This window comes from Streptomyces sp. NPDC033177, assembly GCF_055577715.1.
In genome coordinates, this window is record NZ_JBVIPS010000014.1 from 138,263 (window position 1) to 154,600 (window position 16,338).

Here is a 16,338-nt window from a genome sequence, read left to right on the forward strand (position 1 = left end):
CATGGGACGTGGAGGGGGCTCAGGTTCATCCGGGGCCCCCTCCCCTCGTTCAGCGGGCCGCACCCACGGGTTGCGGCACGGTGGGCTCGGGTTCGGACAGGGTGCGGAACAGCAACCAGCTCAGTACGGGCATCAGGACCAGGGGCGCCAAGGCGGTCCGCAGGGATGTCGCGTCGGCGAGGCCGCCGATCAACGGGCTCACCAGACCACCGATGCTGACGGTCAGACCGAGCGTGATGCCGCTCGCGGTGCCGACGCGGGAGGGCAGGTAGTCCTGCCCGAGCGTGACTTGCAGCGAGAACGGGACGTACAGGCCGGCAGAGGTCAGCGCCACGCACGCGTAGAACGCCGGGCCGGGCACGGACACCACGCCCGCGACACATCCGGCCGTGAGCAGGTACGACCAGCGCGCGACTGTGACCCGGTCCCAGCGCTCGGCCAGCGCGCCGCCAAGGACGGAGCCCACCGCGCCACCGAGGTAGAGCACGAACAGCGCCGCCGTGCCCGCGGCCGTACTGCCGCCCATGCGTTCCTTGGCGAGCAGGGAGATGAAGGTGCTCAGACCGATGAAGACGATCGACCGGCACACCACGGCCAGCGACAGCTTCACAAACGACGCCTTGTCGTCCGCAGCCGCTGCCGCCGTCGTACCAGCGTCGTCCCCGGCGGCCTCTCGCTGCCGCTCCAGCGCCCGCAGCACGGGCAGGCACAGCACGGCGCCGACGAGCGCCGGAAGGACGAGCAGCGGGGTCAGCCGCAGGCCTCCCGCGGCGACGACAGCGGTGACCAGGAGCGGGGCGACCGCGAAGCCGAGGTTCCCGCCGAGCGAGAACCACCCCATGCCTCGGTGACTGCCCTGGCTCGCGAGCCGGGCGACCCGCGCGGACTCGGGGTGGTAGGCGGCCACGCCCACCCCGGACACCGCCACGAACACGAGGGTCAGCCCGTACGAGCCCCTCACCCCGCTCAACGCGATGCCCAGACCGCCGAGGAGCGTGCTGACCGGGAGCAGCCACGGCATCGCCCGGCGGTCGGTGAGGATGCCGAACAGCGGTTGCGCCACCGACGACAAGAGCGAGGCGGCGAGCACGATGCCCGAGACGGCGGCGTAGCTGTAGGCGCGCTCGGCGACGAAGAACGGCACCAGGGACGCCACGGCGCCTTGGTACAGGTCGACGCAGGCGTGCCCGGCGGACAAGAGGGTGATGGACGTATTCCTTCGCACCCCGTCATCGTCGACGCCCGGGGCCGTGTCGCACTTCCGAGAATCTGCCAGAAGATGCCGATGATCCGCCACGCACCGGTCTTGGAAACGTTCTTAGAAACTTCTTAGGCCCACCGCCGACGCTCTCCCCCGTGAACTACGCGATGAACAACAGCAGTCAGCCCCAGGGAGCCCGGCACAGTGACGTCGCGGGCGCGCGGCGTCGGCGACTCGTCCGTACGTACGGCATCGCCGCGGCCGTGGCGCTGACCGCCGGTACGGCGTCGGCGGGTTACCTGGCCATGGCCGAGCCGCCCTCCGGGGACGGCAGCTCGACGGCCCCGCCTCAAGTGCACGGTGCCGCAGTGGACTTCACCGTGCGGGGCGGCACCGCGCGCGTGGACACCGGGTCGCTGCGCGTCACGGGGCGAACCGGCGACGGGGCCACGCTCCCGGTGTCCGGCGCGGCGGGACAGCGGCTCGGCGAGCCGGGCGAGGTGACCGTGGACGGCGGCGCGGCCCACTGGTCGTACCCCGACAAGAAGCTCACCGTCACGGCGAGGAGCGAGCGCGGCCGCCTGCGCATGACGGTGCGCTCCGCGGCCGACCAGAACCTGTCCTGGCCCCGTACGGCGCCCGGCGCGGGCGCGACCCTGCAGATCCCGCGCGGCGAGGGCCTGCGCGTCCCGGTCAGCGACACCTTCTGGAACTCCGGCGAGGCCGGTCTCAAGGACTCGGAGGCCGAGCTCTCGGGCGGTCTCACCCTTCCGGCCTGGGGTTACACCCAGGGCGAGCACGGTGTCGGCTACATCGTGCCGGAGGAGATCGGCACGTCGCTCGCCTTCGCGTCGAAGGACGGCCGGATCGGCTCCACCGCGCGGCACGAGTTCTCGCGGCGCGAGCGGACCCGCGACTACACGGTGCACTTCTCCCTCACCGACGCGTCCCCGGTCTCCTCGGCCACCGACTACCGCGACTATCTGGACGAGCACGGCAAGCTGCGCTCGCTGAAGCAGAAGATCCGCGAAAACCCGGAAGTGAAGCGTCTGTTGGGAGCCGTGCACGCCTACGCCTGGGGCAGCGCGCGTACGGCCAAGGGTGTGAACGAACTGCGTGAGCTCGGCGTCTCGCGGCTCTGGCTCGGATACGACGCGGACGACCGGCCGATGGACGAGCAGGCCGTGCGGGCAGCGAAGCGAAACGGCTATCTGGTCGGCCCCTACGACTCCTACGCCAACGGCCAGCCCTCCGAAACCGCCGACAACCCGTCGTCGGCATGGCCCGGCTCGGTCTATCCGGATTTCTGCGTACGGGACTGGAAGGGTGAGATCAAGGAAGGCTTCGGCGGCCGGGGCTGCTACGTCAGCTCCCAGGCCTTCAAACAGGCCGAGCCCACCAAGCACTACCTGGCCGACCGGGCGAAGAAAATGACGGCCAACGGCGCCGACAGCTATTTCCTGGACGTCGACGCGGCGGGCGAGCTGTTCAGCGACAGCAGCGAGGGCCACCGCATGAACAAGAAGCAGGACCGCGCCAATCGCCTGGAGCGCATGCGGAAACTGGCCTCCGACGACAAGTTCGTCCTCGGCTCCGAGTCGGCGGGCGCCTGGGCCGCCCCCGTACTGGCCTTCAACCACGGTGGCCAGACACCGGTCGCCGACGGCCTGTGGAAGCTGGAGAAGAACAAGGAGAAGTGGGGCGGCTACGCACCGCAGGGCGAGCCCGCGTTCTTCTTCAAGGAGGCCGAACTGCCGCCCGCTCTGGCAAAGGCGATGTACGACCCGCGTTATCGCGTCCCCCTGTACGAGACGGCGTTGCACGGTTCCGTCATCAACACCGACCGCTGGGAAATGCCGTACAACAAACTCCCGGAACAGAAGACCGACCGAGCGCTGATGTCCGCGCTCTACAACACCCCGCTCAACTTCACGCTCGGGGACGAGAACTTGCGGTCCACGGGCAAGGAAATGGCCGCGCTGCAACGCTCGTTCGCACCTCTGCACAAGGCCGCGGGCACCGAGCGGATGACCGACTACCGGCGGCTCACCGCTGACGGGACGGTGCAGCGCTCGGAGTTCGGCGACGGGAAGCTGACGGTGACGGCCAACTTCGGCAAGGCGGCGTACGGTTCACTGCCGGGCGGCTGCGCGGAGGCCAGGCTCAAGGGCGAGCCGAAGCCCCACCGTCTCTGTCCCGCACGGCTGCCCTGACCTGTCGGCGGCCCTGACCCGTACCCCTCAGGCGGTCTCGCTCGCGGGTTGGATGGTGAAGACCTGGTCCAGGCCGACGATCCGCAGGATGCGCAGCGTGTTGGCGGGGATGCCGACCAGGACCAGCTCGGCCTCCGCGGCCTGGGCGCGGTGTCGGGCGGCGAGCAGGACGCTGATGCCGGTGGAGTCGCAGAACTCCAGCCGGGACAGGTCGATGGTCAGGTTCTGGCCCCGGGACAGGGCCAGGCAGTCGACCTGTTCGCGCAGGGCGGTGGCCCGCTCGTAGTCGAGTTCGCCGGCCACGTGCAGGACGGGGCCGGTGACAGTGCTGCGGTAGGTGATGTTCAGAGGGCTCATCGTGGGTGTTCCGTTGCCGGGTGGGCGGTGGGGACGCCCAGTGCGAGCAGTGCGGTGTCGTCGTCCAGGCCGTCACCGAAGCTCTCCAGGAGCCCGGTCAGCGCTGTGATCATCTCGTGGGGTGTGGTGGGGGCGTGTTCGGCGGCGAAGGCCTGGAGGGCCTCGTCGCCGAAGAGGCTCCGGCGATCGGAGCCGGTACGGGCCTCGGTGAGCCCGTCGGTGTACAGCAACAGCGTGTCACCGGCGGCGAGGGTGGTCTCCGCGGTGGTGAACCGGGCCTTGGGCAGGACGCCGACGAGCAGCCCTCCGGGGGTGGGGAGGTAGTCGGCGGTGCCATCGGCCCGCGTGACCAGCACCGGCGGGTGACCACCGGAGGCGAGGCGCACGGTGATCTCTCCGTCCTCGGAGCCTGGCTGGACGACGCCGAAGATGACCGTGCAGTAGCGGGGGTCTCCACTGGCGCCGTAGCGCTCATGGAGGACGGCGTTCAGCGTGGCCAGGGCCGCGGCGGGCTCAGGGTCGTGCAGTGCCGCGGCCCGCAACGTGTACCGCGTCAGCGAGGTGAGCGAAGCCGCTTGGGGCCCCTTGCCGCACACGTCCCCGAGGAAGAAGGCCCACCGGCCGTCACCCAGGGCGAACAGGTCGTAGAAGTCGCCGCCTAGGCGGTCCGGAGAGGCCGTGTGGTAGTAGACGGCGGCTTCGAGCCCCGGCACCGCGGGCAGCGAGGAGGGCACGAGGGACTGCTGCAGCACGGCGAGCGAGTCCGCAAGGCGTTGGCGGTCGGCCTCGGCCTGCCGACGGGCCTCCTCCGCCTCCGCACGCACCCGCTCGGCCTCGGCACGCGCCCGCTCGGCCTCTTGGCGGCGGTGCAGGAGTTCCTGCTCGTAGGCCCGCCGGTCGGAGGCGTCGGAGAGCGTCGTGCGGATCAGCAGCGGGTCCCCCTCACTGCCGTGCTTGATCACGGAGGAGACCATCACCGGCAGCCGGCTCCCGTCGGCACCCTTCATCTCGAGCGCGATGCCGCGCAGCTCGCCCTGCATGCGCAGCAGCGGTGCGAAGTGTGTCTCGTGGTAGAGCTTCCCGCCGACGGTGAGGAGATCGGCGAAACGGACCCGCCCCACCACGGCCTCGCGCTTCAGGCCGAGCCAGTCGAGCAGGGTGGTGTTGACCTTGGCGATGGTCCCGTCCATCAGCGTCGACAGATAGCCGCAGGGAGCCGTCTCGTACAGGTCCTCGACGCTGTCCTCGAGCAGCGCGGTGAACGCGGCGTCCGTGCCCGCGGCGTCCCCGATCTCGGCCGGCTCCGGCTCGTCGCCTCCGAGGCTCATCAACGCAAGGCCCCCAGGAAGTCGAGTATGGCTTCGTTGGTGGCCTCCGGTGCGCTCAGCTGCGGGCAGTGCCCGGTGGCGTCCAGGGTGACCAGGCGGGACGAGGGGATCGCCGCGTGCACATACGCGCCGACCTCGCGCGGCGCGATCATGTCCTGGGAGCATTCGAGCACCAGGGTCGGCACCGTCACGCTCCTCAGGTCCTCGCGGCTGTCGGACAGGAACGTGGTGCGGGCGAAGACCCGGGCGATGTCCGGGTCGGTGGCGCAGAAGCTGTTGGTCAGTTCCTGACCCAGTTCCGGCCGCTCCGGATTGCCCATGATCACCGGTGCCATCGCGGACGACCAGCCCAGATAGTTCGAGTCGAGCGAGGCCAGCAGCTCGTCGATGTCCTCCGCGGTGAAACCGCCCCGGTAGCCGTCGTCGTCGATGTAGCGGGGAGAGGGCGCCACCATCACCAGCGACCCGATGCGCTCCGGAGCCATCCGCGCGGCGAGCACCCCGACCATGGCGCTGACCGAATGCCCGACGAAGACCGCCTGCTCGAGTCCGAGTTCCGTACAGACGTCGACCACGTCCTGGGCGTAGCCGTCGAGTGACGAGTACCGCTCCTGGCTCCAGGCCGACAGATCCGATTTGCCGGAGCCGACGTAGTCGAAGAGCACCACGCGGTGCCGCTCCGCCAGGGCCGGCACGGCCAGCCGCCACATGTTCTGGTCACAGCCGAACCCGTGCGCGAGGACCACCGCGGGCCCGTCAGCCGGACCGGTGACCGTCACATTGTTCCTGGCTCCAATATCCATGCCGCCCATACTCCCACCTGCCCCAGGAGCCCCGACCGCGGTGTCCGTCCCCACGGTCACCGTGTGGCGCGAGGACGGTCGGCACATCGCGCGAAGAACGCGGCGGCGAGGCGGCAACCTCGGGCACCGCCGCGACGACTACCGCGTGCGGGACAGCGACACCCGGGTTTCAACGACGAACAGGGAGCCGATCATGAGCCGAGCACGTTCACGAAGACTGCACGTCACGCTGGCCACGCTGGTCGCCACGGCCGCGACCGGTGCGGCGCTGACACTGCCGGAGGCCTCCGCCCAGACGGACGCCTCCGCCCAGCCCGGGGCCGTGGCCGCGGTCGGCAGCGCCACCGGCTACGCCTCGCAGAACGGCGGGACCACCGGCGGCGCGGGCGGGAAGACGGTGCGGGCCACGACGGGCACCGCGATCCACACGGCACTGTGCACCCGCGCCGCCGACGACACTCCGATCACCATCGAGGTTCAGGGGACGATCAATCACGCCAACACCACCAAGGTGTCGGGCGACAGCTGCAACACCGCCGCCGGTGTGATCGAGCTCAAGCAGATCAGCAACGTCACGATCGTCGGCGTCGGCAGCGGCGCCGTCTTCGACCAACTGGGCATCCACATCAGGGATTCCAGCAACATCATCATCCAGAACGTCACCGTCAAGAACGTCAAGAAGTCCGGCTCCCCCACGTCCAACGGCGGCGACGCCATCGGCATGGAGAGCGACGTCCGCAACGTCTGGGTCGACCACACGACCCTGGAGGCGTCGGGCGGGGAGTCGGAGGGCTATGACGGCCTCTTCGACATGAAGAACAACACGCAGTACGTGACCTTGTCGTACAGCATCCTGCGCAACTCCGGGCGCGGCGGCCTCGTCGGGTCCAGCGAGAGCGACGTCTCGAACGGCTACGTCACGTACGACCACAACAAGTACGAGAACATCGACTCCCGCACGCCCCTGCTCCGCGGCGGCACGGCCCACATCTACAACAACTACTACGTGGGTCTGAACGAGTCCGGCATCAATTCGCGCGCCGGAGCCAAGGCCAAGGTCGACAACAACTACTTCAAGGACTCCAAGGACGTCCTCGGCACTTTCTACACCGACGCGGCCGGCTACTGGCAGGTCAGCGGCAACACCTTCGACAAGGTGACCTGGTCCCCCGCCGACGACGAGTACAAGCCGGCGGGCCCGAACCCGACGTCCACCACCACGGTGAGCATCCCTTACGCGCACAAACTCGACAGCGCCGCCTGCGTACCGGCCATCGTGGCCAGGACCGCGGGAGCGAACACCGGACTCAAGGTGTCGGACGGCAGCTGCTAGGCACAGCAGCACTCCCGCCCCCACCGCCACAAACAATCTTGAGGCGGAAAAACCGCTGGCCAAGGCTGATATTCGGCCCAACTCCGGCTCCGTATACGAACTTTGGAGGCATCAGACCGCTCAGTCTTGGATAGCAATCCGCTCACACCACGCGGCTTCCCAGGCCTGCGGCATTGTGCCGGCCTGGGAAGCCGCGCCGGGCAGGATTCCTCAAGGCTGAAGGGTCCCCATCATCGTGCAACCGGCCCAAGAGTTCGGCGACAACCCTGTCGAAGTACGCGAAACCGGGCACTACACGGAGGAGTACGTCCCCAGCTTCGTCGAAAAATGGGACTCCCTCATAGATTGGGAGAAAAGGGAGGAGAGCGAAGGGAATTTCTTCATCGACCTGCTGCGCAAGTGGGGGGTGAGGAGCGTGCTCGACGTGGCTACGGGCACGGGATTCCATTCCGTACGGCTGCTGGCCGCCGGATTCGAGACCGTGAGCGCGGACGGCAGCGCGGAAATGCTGGCGAGGGCGTTCGAGAACGGCACGAAGCAGGGAGGGCACATCCTGCGGGTCGTGCAGGCGGACTGGCGATGGCTCAACAGAGACGTCCACGGGGAGTACGACGCCATCGTCTGCCTCGGCAACTCCTTCACACATCTCTTCTCGGAGCGGGACCGGCGCAAGGCCCTGGCCGAGTTCTACGCGATGCTCAAGCACGACGGCATTCTCATCCTGGACCAGCGCAATTACGATGCGGTCCTGGACGACGGGTACACCAGCAAACACAGGTATTACTACTGCGGTGAGGACGTCATCGTAGAGCCGGAGTACGTCGACGAGGGCCTGTGCCGCATGCGGTACAGCTTCCCGGACAACTCCATCTACCACCTCAACATGTTCCCGCTGCGCAAGGACTACACCCGGCGGCTGATGTCCGAGGTGGGATTCCAGCACATCGAGACCTACGGCGACTTCCAGCACACCTACCGGGGCGAGCAGCCGGACTTCTTCGTGCACGTGGCGGAGAAGGAGTACCGGACCGATGACGGCGGGCAGTACAAAGGCGCGGTCGGCACCGCCCGCAGCTACTACAACTCGCCTGACGCCGACACCTTCTACGCCTCGGTGTGGGGCGGCGAGGACATCCACATCGGCCTGTACGAGAGCCCCGTGGAGCCCATCGCGGCCGCGAGCCGGCGGACCGTCGAGCGCATGGCGTCGAAGCTGGAGCTGACCCAGGAATCCGTGGTGCTCGACCTCGGTTCGGGGTTCGGCGGCTCGGCGCGGTACCTGGCGGAGACGTACGGCTGCCGGGTCATCGCCCTCAACCTCAGCGAGGTGGAGAACCAGCGCCACAAGGAATTGAACTCGGCCCGCTCGCTCACCGACCGGATCGAGGTCGTGGACGGGTCCTTCGAGGACATCCCGTACCCGGACGACCAGGTCGACGTCATCTGGTCCCAGGACGCCTTCCTGCACAGCGGGAACCGGGTCCAGGTGCTCGAGGAGATAGCGCGGGTGCTGCGGCCGGGCGGCCATCTCATCTTCACCGACCCGATGGCGGCGGCGGACGGCGGCCGCAAGGACGTGTTGCAGCCCATCCTCGACCGGATCCATCTGGACGACATGGGCTCGCCCGGCTTCTACGTGCGCGAGCTGGACCGGCTCGGCTTCACCGCCGTCGACGGGGGCTTCGAAGAGCAGCGCGAGCAGTTGGTGAACCACTACACGCGGGTCCTCGAGGAAACCGAGCGGCAGGAGGCGGAGGGCCTGGCCAGGAGGATCAGCCACGACTACCTCGCGCAGATGAAGAAGGGCCTTGGCCACTGGATCGCGGGGGGCCGTGACGCCCACCTGACCTGGGGAATCTTCCACTTCAGGCTCGGCGCGGGTGACTGAGCGAGTCGGCTGAGCGGGCCACCCGAGCAGCCGTCGGGGCCCGGGTGCCGGCCGGCACCCGGGCCCCTCAGCACGTTCTCAGGCGCGTGGGTCCATCAGTGGGTCCATCAGTGGTCGGAGTAGCTGAAGTCGCCGATGGTCCAGGCGCTGACATCCTCGATCGCCACGCGGTACATGCCGCCGGTCTCCGGGATCCCCACCGTGCCCTGCAGAATCCGCGCCACGTGGAAATGCAGATACCGCGGGGGCCCCTCCTTGTCCGTCGCGGCGGTGAACATGGCGGAGAAACCGCTCAGGCGGTCCGAGTCCGCCAGAACCTCCGAGACCCGCTGCCTCCAGACGGATTCGGGAGCCAGCCGGCCCGTGATGACAGCACCACAGGCGACCACGGTCAGAGACATCTGATTGCTGTGCCCGGACTCCACCAGGGCGGCGACGTCAACAAGCAGTTCGTCAGGCTTCGACATGAGAGAAGATTCTAATCGCCTGCCGACGACGCAGCTCACGCAGTGGTGCACTGGGGCCCCTCGGGCCGTGCCGCAGGTGGCTCACGACCGTGAGGCAGTGCCGCATTCCGCCCTGTCGGACTCGCGCATGCGCGAGTCCATCGACTCGCTTCGGTCGTACGGGTCGACTTCGGGGCCGTCCGCGTCCGGGGCGGCGCGCTCGGCGCCGAATGCGGGGGTGAGGTAGCCGGTGTAGGTGTCGCAGCCGCCGTTGGTGGTGTCGACCTTGTAGGAGATGAAGGAGAACGTCCCCTTCTTGGTGATCACCTTCGCCGGGTCGTCCCAGCTCATCACGGTCTCGCGGCGCACGATGGTACGTACGACTTCCTCGCTGCCCGCTTCGGCGTTCACGACCGGATAGACATAGGTGACATCGGCGGTCACCTCGACCGCGCCACGCTTGCCTTCTTCGAAGGTGCTCCGGCCCCGCGTCTTGACCACGTCCCCGACGAGTCGCGCCTTCGATTTCTCGAATCGGCTGAACATCAGGAGCGGGTCGTTTTCCTTGCTGGGCGCGCTGAATGCGACGGACAGGAATTCCTTGGTGTCGGCCTGATGTGGGTTGATGAGTGCGATCGCCTTGACGGGCCGCTCCCCACGCAGCACCCCAGGGTCCAGGCTGGACGCCACAAGGAAATCCCGGGAGCGCTCGAGGGTCTGTGCGACCTGCTCCCGGCTCATCCAGCCCGTGGCCCGCGCTTCCGGAAGATGAATCCCCGCCGCCCCGTCACGCCACCGCGCGGCGGGCGACCTCTGAACGGCTCATCCACCGTGGGCCGTTGGGCCGCCGCCTCCGTCGCCGGCGCCTGCCCCGGCCGAGCCGACTCCGCGACGACCGGCGAGGTATCCCCGCCACCGCGTCTTCTGCCGGACGTCATGCGGCTGTTGGATAATGTGTGGAAGGGCGGCCGATGCTGCGGCATCTCGTGACGGCGGACGGTACTCGCGCAAGACGGCGCGCCGGAGTCCGGCCGGCCGGTGTGCCGGACGGTGCGGTGCTGCGACTGGTCCGGGTGGAGGACGCTCCGTCTGCGCCGGTGGTGCATGACGTCACTGATGAGGCTGCCGACGACTTGGATACGCGGGCGTGGCGATGGCGGCCTGCGGCCCGCCAGGTGGTGGCTGGCACGGCCACGGGTTGGATGGGCCGTCGTGGCTGGGGTGTTGGCGCGAGGCGAGTTCTCCGCGTCGGGTGTCGGAACGGCGCTGCTGGCCACAGCTGTGCCGGCGGCTATCGGCGGAGCCTTGTTCCAAGTACTCGGCGGCGTTATCAACGAGTACGCACGCGCAGCTTGACCAGCAGGGATCGAGTTTCCGAACGGCACTGGGAGTGAACAGGCAAGGGGTCGCCCGGGAGCGGGCGGGCAACAGAGAGAGGGCCGTTCGGAAACGGCCCTTCACCTGCGACGTTCGATTGTTCGAACTAGTCGGGACGACAGGGTTTGAACCTGCGACCCCTTGACCCCCAGCCAAGTGTACGATCCTGGTTGGGAGTTCTGAAGCCCCGTTGGCACCCGTACGACGCTGTACGCGGAAGTACCGCCACCACCGGACCCTCGATGCCCGGTCCGACCTTGGCCGTTGGCTCCTCGGTTCGGGGCAGATCGGCGAGGCCCACGCGCATGCCGCTGAACCGCTCGCCGATGCCGATCGAGCCCTCGGCCCCCACCATCCGATGAGCCTGCTCACCCGTGCGGTGTTGGCCAAGGCACAAGCCACCAACGGCCACGATACGGAGGCCACCTTCACCAAGATCCTCACGACGATGGACAAAGACCTCGGCCCTCACGACTACCGGAAAGTCCTGGTCTCGGACCTTCCTAGCTGCGAGGCGCGGATGAGTAGCTGTGGGTCGGTCCTTCTTGCGCATCGGCCCTACCAATTAGGAACAATTAGTATGGTATCGGCGCTGAGCTGATGCCTGCTGCGGAGGATCGGGGGCGGCCCTCGATCGATTGAGACACCTGCCGGTCCGCATGTCATCAATCTGAGCCACGCATCGCAGGTCGCAGTGCCGCAGGCACTCATGTTGCGACAGGGCAGAAATCACCCGGCACCCCCGGGGTGGTCAGCCAAGCATGCGTCCTACTGTTCAGAAGTGACCTGGATATCGCTACTAGCCACACTTGTCGGCGCCGCGATCGCGATGGGATCGGCTCTACTGGTGGAGCGCCGGAGGACGCAACGAGAGACGACCGCCGAATGGTACAGAACGCGACGGGAGCTCTACGCGAGGTTCCTCGCATCCCATGCTCAGGCCGGCAGCGACCTACGCAACATTGCCGCCACACCCGATCTTGAGGCGAGCGAGAGGTACCGGCAGGCACGCACGGCCTACACGCACTGCTACGCATCACGCCACGAGTTGGAACTTCTCGCCCCGCGCACCGTGGTCGATCCGGCCGAGAAATGCAGTGGCGCAGTCCGCGGGATGCGCGACGCCGTCAGCGCAGGGGCTCTCGTCGACAGCGATCAGTTTCTGGAGCTGACGCGCCGGTACCTGGCCCTACGCCTAGAGACCCGGGACGCCATGCGTACAGACATCGCCGCGGACAACGCCGCACGGCACACGTAGCTCTCCTCAAGACGACAAGCGGCACGCTCGGCGTGAAGTACGTAGAACACCCATAGGCACTGGAAGCTCGGATCGCCTAGCGCGGCCGACTGACGCCGCGAAGAAGGGGTGCATGCAAAGACAACTGCGCCGCCCTGGCGCACCTTTCGCAGGTTTCCGCACAGGCACTCACGATGGTGAACACTGCGCCTGCTGAAATGTCGTCCATGCACCTCAGGAGCCTGGTCGGTGGTGCGACAGGATGAGCACTTGTGCTGCCTCGTCTCGCCTATCTGACCATCACCAATATGTTCCCGCGCTGCGGTTGCTGCCGGTGAGCGACCGCGACAAGGTCACGGACATCCTCGCCCTGCGCCACCAGCTCACCGTCCTTGAGCGACAACTCGGCCCGGACCGGGTGAAGCTCGCGCCGGAAGACCGGGGGCTCCTCGCCGCTCTGCTGATGCCATTACCCCGCAAGGTCCTGCGCCGATTGCACCTACTCATCCGGCCTGACACCGTGCTGCGCTGGCACCGCGGCCTGATCAAAGGGCGCCGCGCCCGCACCTGCCGGCCGAAGAAGCCCGGACGACCGCCCACGGTCCACTCGATCCGCAGACTGGTCCTGCGCCTGGTCCGTGAGAATCCCTCGTGGGGCTATCGCAGGGTGCACGGCGAACTCACCACGCTCGGCATCAAGGTCGCCGCCTCCACCGTCTGGGAGATCCTCGCCTCCGAGGGCATAGATCCGGCGCCCGACCGGGCCGCCACCACCTGGGCCGATTTCCTGCGCTCGCAGGCCAACGCCCTAATGGCCTGCGACTTCATCGAGACGGTGACTTTGACCGGTCAGCGTCAGTACATCCTCACCGTCATCGAACACGCCACCCGGCGCATCCGGATCCTCGACACCACAGCCCACCCCACCGCGGCCTGGGTCAGTCAAGCCGCCCGCAATCTGGCCATGGACCTGACGGACGCCCAAGCCACCCACGCGTACTTGGTCCGGGACCGGGACGCGAAGTACCCCGCCCTCTTCGATGAAATCCTGTGCAACGCTGGCATCCAAGTCGTGCGCACCGGCGTCCGGATACCGCGCATGAACGCCATCATGGAACGCTGAGTCCACACCTGCCGCCACGAACTCCTGGACCGCACCCTCATCTGGAACGAGCGCCATCTACGCCACGCGCTCCACCAGTTCGAACTGCACTACAACACCCACCGGCCCCACCAGGCGATAGACCAGGCAGCACCCCTGCGCGTATTACCTGAACCACTCACCCACGCACAGATCACCCACCTGAAAGTGCGCCGGAGAGACCGCCTCGGCGGAGTCCTCCACGAGAACCAACATGCCGCCTGAGCTGCGCGGATGGAGTTTTCGGCAGGCGCAATGCCCGCGGATGTTAAATCGGGGAGCGTCACACGCAAGCGGCACGACGAGCTGGTGGTTCGGGATCGAAAGGTGGCAGCAGGTCCAGGCCCTGGCGGATGCCCTCGCCCCGGCACGGAAAGGAACGGACCGGCGGGCGTCGTGTGCGAGCACCTGCTCCTGGTTCACCGCGACGTCGACCGCTATGTGTCCCCTGCCCTGACGGTTCCGCCCCGCTGCCCACCCTGGAGGACGTAGCCCCAGGGGGCGAGACCGAACACGGCGTGTTCGTGGCACTTCCAGAGTGACGGGAAGACCCTGCTGACCACGTTTGGGGCACCTGGTCTTGGCTCCCTCCGCTCGCCTTTGGCCGGGCTCAGCTGTGTCGGCCGGGCTCGGTTCGCTCCGCCGAGGTGCTGGGGGCGGGGGAAGCCGCGGCCATCTGCGCTGGCCCCACTCAGTCGGGGAGTCTACTTTTCAGTAGCCAACTTTTCCATCTTGCTAACGTAGTTCAACATAGCTGTGACGGTACCCGTAGCCAAGGGGATATCCGCGTTTGATTCCGGAAATGAGTACACTTCTACATATACGTGACCGCGCACCCCTCCGGCGATAATCTCTCGGTTACCAAAAAGAAAGAATCCCTTCCGGGACCCTTGGATTGATCCAAATTCCTTATACTGCTTTTTAAGCGCTAGGATGCGATTGTCGACTCTACGCTTTGCGTCAGTATCAGTGTCGTAGATTTCGAAGTGTGCATTCGGGCCATCGAATCCTTCGAATGGGTCGTACTCGCGGGGCCAGTCAAGGACGAGTGAGACTGCGTCTACGCGCGGGGCGGCATCGCCGATTTGCACATTTCCGAAGCCCTTGGCTTGGAGAGGGTTGGGGAGCGGCTCCGTGAAGGGGCCTCTGCGGATTAGGGTGGCTAGAAATTCGGAGTTCACGGAAGGGGTGGATTTAGGCGAGTCCGCCGCCGGAGGAGACTCTGGGGAGTCGGCGAGAATTGGCAAAACGCTGATTGCCGCCAAGAAGGATGTCGCCAGCAGCCCTAGGCGCGTTCGCCAAGAGGCCGGAATTCGGATCGCTACTGCTGCGACGAACCCAGCGGCAAGAAATAGCACTAGCAGGCGAACTGGTCGAGACTCGATCCCCATAATCAAGAGAACCACCATCGTGATGGCGGCCAGAGAGAGGGTGACCGTGAGTGCGACCCCAAAATACCTTGCCCTGGCAGTCGTAGAACCGTTACCCCCTGCTGCTGCCATGAACATGCCCCCGATTGCCAGGCCGTTGCTACCTGGCAACGGTTGCTAGCAGCATGCCCGCTATCCGGCGCCCCTGCTCATAGTTCGGAAAATCGTCGCCCGCGGCGCGGAAGGCGACCCTGGGCCGGCGCAGGAAGTCGGTCGCCACCCGGGTGGCTACCTGCTTGTTCGCGGCCAGGTCATGGATGGCCTCGACCTTCTCCTGAACCGTCTGGGTTCTCCACCTGCCACGCGACCTGCCGTTTGGCCGCGTTCTGCGTCCAGCGCGGCACTTCGTCACAGGGGTGGCGTGGTGGGTGCTTGACGCGCTCGAAGCGGTCATCCAGCTTCTCCAGGATCCGGTGGATCTCGAATGAGACCCCCGGAGCCCGGTGCTCGGTAGGCCACTTGCTGGCCGTTTGCCGGTTCAGGCGTTCTTGGTTGTAAGGGACGCCTATATCTTCGGCCTACATCTCCAGGGTCTGGCGCACCCCGAGCAGTTCCTCACCGGAGACTGGCTGGGAGCCGCCGCGCGGCCGTATCAGCCCTATCTCCAAAGCGTGGTCGCCGACTTTGAACTGGATCTTCGTGTCGACCTCGACGAGCTCCCGGTCTTCGGCGATGATCTCCTCATGCCGCGCCCGAGTGACGTTCCCAACCTTCGTACTCGCGCGCATGACACCCCCGACAGGCCAGAGTGCGATCCAGTGGCTGTGGAGGGCCTTGACCTACCTGTCACCCGCAGAATCCGCCCGACGGCCACGCGCGGGAAGGCGTACCACCTGGGCGCGTGAAGCATCCACGAGCTCTTCGCAAAGCTCCTGTCGCACCACCGTGACTCCTGAAAGTACCGAGCCCACTGTTCGCACAGAAGCCCAACGCGATGCCTGGGCAAGATCACCTGAGGATTGAAGTCAGGCTCTGACGCCGGCGATAGTGGCCACCAGTTAAAGAGAGTGCTAGTCCCCGGCTGCCGCGCGATCGCCCCGGCCGTGTAGCGCAGTCCTAGGTCGACCTCCATAGGCGTCACTGTGTAGGAGGACGCCGTCGTCTGGACCGCCTGGTGAATTGCCTGTCTCGCCACGAGCAGCTTTTGCAAGTACTAGGGTAGTGGCGCACATCTCATCGCAGTGGGTGGCGGGGGGCTCGATGCCGGATTTGCTTAGGGTGCCGCTGGAAAGCGGCGGTTCTGTGCTCGTAGAAATTGACAACGGCCCGCAGGCGGTGGTTCGGGTTGCCAGGCCCGGCGGCATTGTGGCTGAGGCATCCGAGACGCTGGAGCGCGGTCTGGAGAGTGTGCGTGAGGCCGCGCATGCCGTGGTCGGTAGGGTGGCCGACCTGCCGCGGCAACCAGACAAGATCACTCTTGAGCTCGGGTTGAAGCTGTCGGCGGAGGCGGGCGTGTTCCTTGCCAAGACCGCTGGAGAGGGGTCACTCACCCTCACCATGGAGTGGGACAAGCAGCGACCAGAGGCTATGCCGATCACCCAGGCCGTCGCTGCACGCGACGGCGCCGTGACGGGGTAAGGGCAC

11 protein-coding genes and 4 pseudogenes are annotated in these 16,338 nt (G+C 67.0%); 6 read left to right on the forward strand and 9 right to left on the reverse strand.

From position 1 onward, the window contains the following. Positions 1-49: 49 nt before the first annotated feature. Complete coding sequence (locus ACZ5U5_RS38500) at positions 50-1,225, reverse strand: MFS transporter (RefSeq protein WP_469031175.1); 1,176 nt, start codon at positions 1,223-1,225, stop codon at positions 50-52. 131 nt (positions 1,226-1,356) lie between these two features. Here ACZ5U5_RS38500 and ACZ5U5_RS38505 point away from each other — a divergent pair, with 131 nt between their 5' ends. Next, positions 1,357-3,414 (forward strand): glycoside hydrolase, encoded by a 2,058-nt coding sequence (locus tag ACZ5U5_RS38505; protein ID WP_469031177.1) that lies wholly within the window; start codon positions 1,357-1,359, stop codon positions 3,412-3,414. 27 nt (positions 3,415-3,441) lie between these two features. Here the strand turns inward: ACZ5U5_RS38505 and ACZ5U5_RS38510 are convergent, their stop codons facing one another. Genes ACZ5U5_RS38510 through ACZ5U5_RS38520 form a run of 3 tightly spaced genes read right to left on the reverse strand, consistent with a single transcriptional unit; the run spans position 3,442 to position 5,902 of the window. Beyond that, on the reverse strand, positions 3,442-3,771 hold the full coding sequence (locus ACZ5U5_RS38510) for an STAS domain-containing protein (RefSeq protein WP_469031178.1): 330 nt from the start codon (positions 3,769-3,771) through the stop codon (positions 3,442-3,444). Then, entirely contained in the window at positions 3,768-5,099 is a 1,332-nt protein-coding gene (locus tag ACZ5U5_RS38515) for a PP2C family protein-serine/threonine phosphatase (protein WP_469031180.1), read from the reverse strand. The genes ACZ5U5_RS38510 and ACZ5U5_RS38515 overlap by 4 nt, the downstream gene beginning before the upstream one ends. Then, positions 5,099-5,902, reverse strand: coding sequence for an alpha/beta fold hydrolase (locus tag ACZ5U5_RS38520; protein ID WP_469031182.1), 804 nt, complete (start codon positions 5,900-5,902; stop codon positions 5,099-5,101). The genes ACZ5U5_RS38515 and ACZ5U5_RS38520 overlap by 1 nt, the downstream gene beginning before the upstream one ends. Positions 5,903-6,095: 193 nt before the next feature. On the opposite strand from ACZ5U5_RS38520, the pseudogene ACZ5U5_RS38525 reads away from it, so the two are divergent. After that, a pseudogene (locus tag ACZ5U5_RS38525) lies at positions 6,096-7,232 on the forward strand (pectate lyase family protein); the annotation flags it as partial. A gap of 238 nt (positions 7,233-7,470) precedes the next feature. Then, a complete protein-coding gene (locus ACZ5U5_RS38530) occupies positions 7,471-9,123 on the forward strand; it encodes a glycine/sarcosine N-methyltransferase (RefSeq protein WP_469031184.1) in 1,653 nt (550 codons plus the stop codon). A 107-nt stretch (positions 9,124-9,230) separates the two neighbouring features. On the opposite strand, the gene ACZ5U5_RS38535 is transcribed toward ACZ5U5_RS38530, so the two are convergent. Next, positions 9,231-9,590 (reverse strand): hypothetical protein, encoded by a 360-nt coding sequence (locus ACZ5U5_RS38535; RefSeq protein ID WP_469031185.1) that lies wholly within the window; start codon positions 9,588-9,590, stop codon positions 9,231-9,233. A gap of 81 nt (positions 9,591-9,671) precedes the next feature. Then, positions 9,672-10,675: pseudogene (locus ACZ5U5_RS38540) on the reverse strand (hypothetical protein). A gap of 1,052 nt (positions 10,676-11,727) precedes the next feature. Here ACZ5U5_RS38540 and ACZ5U5_RS38545 point away from each other — a divergent pair. Further along, complete coding sequence (locus tag ACZ5U5_RS38545) at positions 11,728-12,204, forward strand: hypothetical protein (RefSeq protein WP_469031187.1); 477 nt, start codon at positions 11,728-11,730, stop codon at positions 12,202-12,204. Between the two features lie 251 nt (positions 12,205-12,455). Beyond that, positions 12,456-13,549, forward strand: a pseudogene (locus ACZ5U5_RS38550) (integrase core domain-containing protein). A 479-nt stretch (positions 13,550-14,028) separates the two neighbouring features. Here ACZ5U5_RS38550 and ACZ5U5_RS38555 read toward each other — a convergent pair. The 3 genes and pseudogenes from ACZ5U5_RS38555 to ACZ5U5_RS38565 form a co-directional block, all read right to left on the reverse strand. After that, positions 14,029-14,832, reverse strand: a complete 804-nt coding sequence (locus ACZ5U5_RS38555) for a hypothetical protein (protein WP_469031188.1) — start codon at positions 14,830-14,832, stop codon at positions 14,029-14,031. 22 nt (positions 14,833-14,854) lie between these two features. After that, positions 14,855-15,263, reverse strand: a pseudogene (locus ACZ5U5_RS38560) (DUF6192 family protein). A 9-nt stretch (positions 15,264-15,272) separates the two neighbouring features. Beyond that, positions 15,273-15,482 carry a hypothetical protein gene (locus tag ACZ5U5_RS38565; RefSeq protein WP_469031189.1) on the reverse strand — a complete coding sequence of 70 codons (210 nt, stop codon included), beginning with the start codon at positions 15,480-15,482 and terminating at the stop codon, positions 15,273-15,275. A 472-nt stretch (positions 15,483-15,954) separates the two neighbouring features. On the opposite strand from ACZ5U5_RS38565, the gene ACZ5U5_RS38570 reads away from it, so the two are divergent. Further along, complete coding sequence (locus ACZ5U5_RS38570; RefSeq protein ID WP_469031191.1) at positions 15,955-16,332, forward strand: CU044_2847 family protein; 378 nt, start codon at positions 15,955-15,957, stop codon at positions 16,330-16,332. Positions 16,333-16,338: the final 6 nt, after the last annotated feature.

Coding starts and splice junctions, on each gene's coding strand:
- ACZ5U5_RS38510 (WP_469031178.1), bottom strand. CDS start 3,771: ATGAGCCCTCTGAACATCACCTACCGCAGCACTGTCACCGGCCCCGTC.
- ACZ5U5_RS38515 (WP_469031180.1), bottom strand. CDS start 5,099: ATGAGCCTCGGAGGCGACGAGCCGGAGCCGGCCGAGATCGGGGACGCC.
- ACZ5U5_RS38520 (WP_469031182.1), bottom strand. CDS start 5,902: ATGGATATTGGAGCCAGGAACAATGTGACGGTCACCGGTCCGGCTGAC.
- ACZ5U5_RS38535 (WP_469031185.1), bottom strand. CDS start 9,590: ATGTCGAAGCCTGACGAACTGCTTGTTGACGTCGCCGCCCTGGTGGAG.
- ACZ5U5_RS38555 (WP_469031188.1), bottom strand. CDS start 14,832: ATGTTCATGGCAGCAGCAGGGGGTAACGGTTCTACGACTGCCAGGGCA.
- ACZ5U5_RS38565 (WP_469031189.1), bottom strand. CDS start 15,482: ATGCGCGCGAGTACGAAGGTTGGGAACGTCACTCGGGCGCGGCATGAG.
- ACZ5U5_RS38570 (WP_469031191.1), top strand. CDS start 15,955: ATGCCGGATTTGCTTAGGGTGCCGCTGGAAAGCGGCGGTTCTGTGCTC.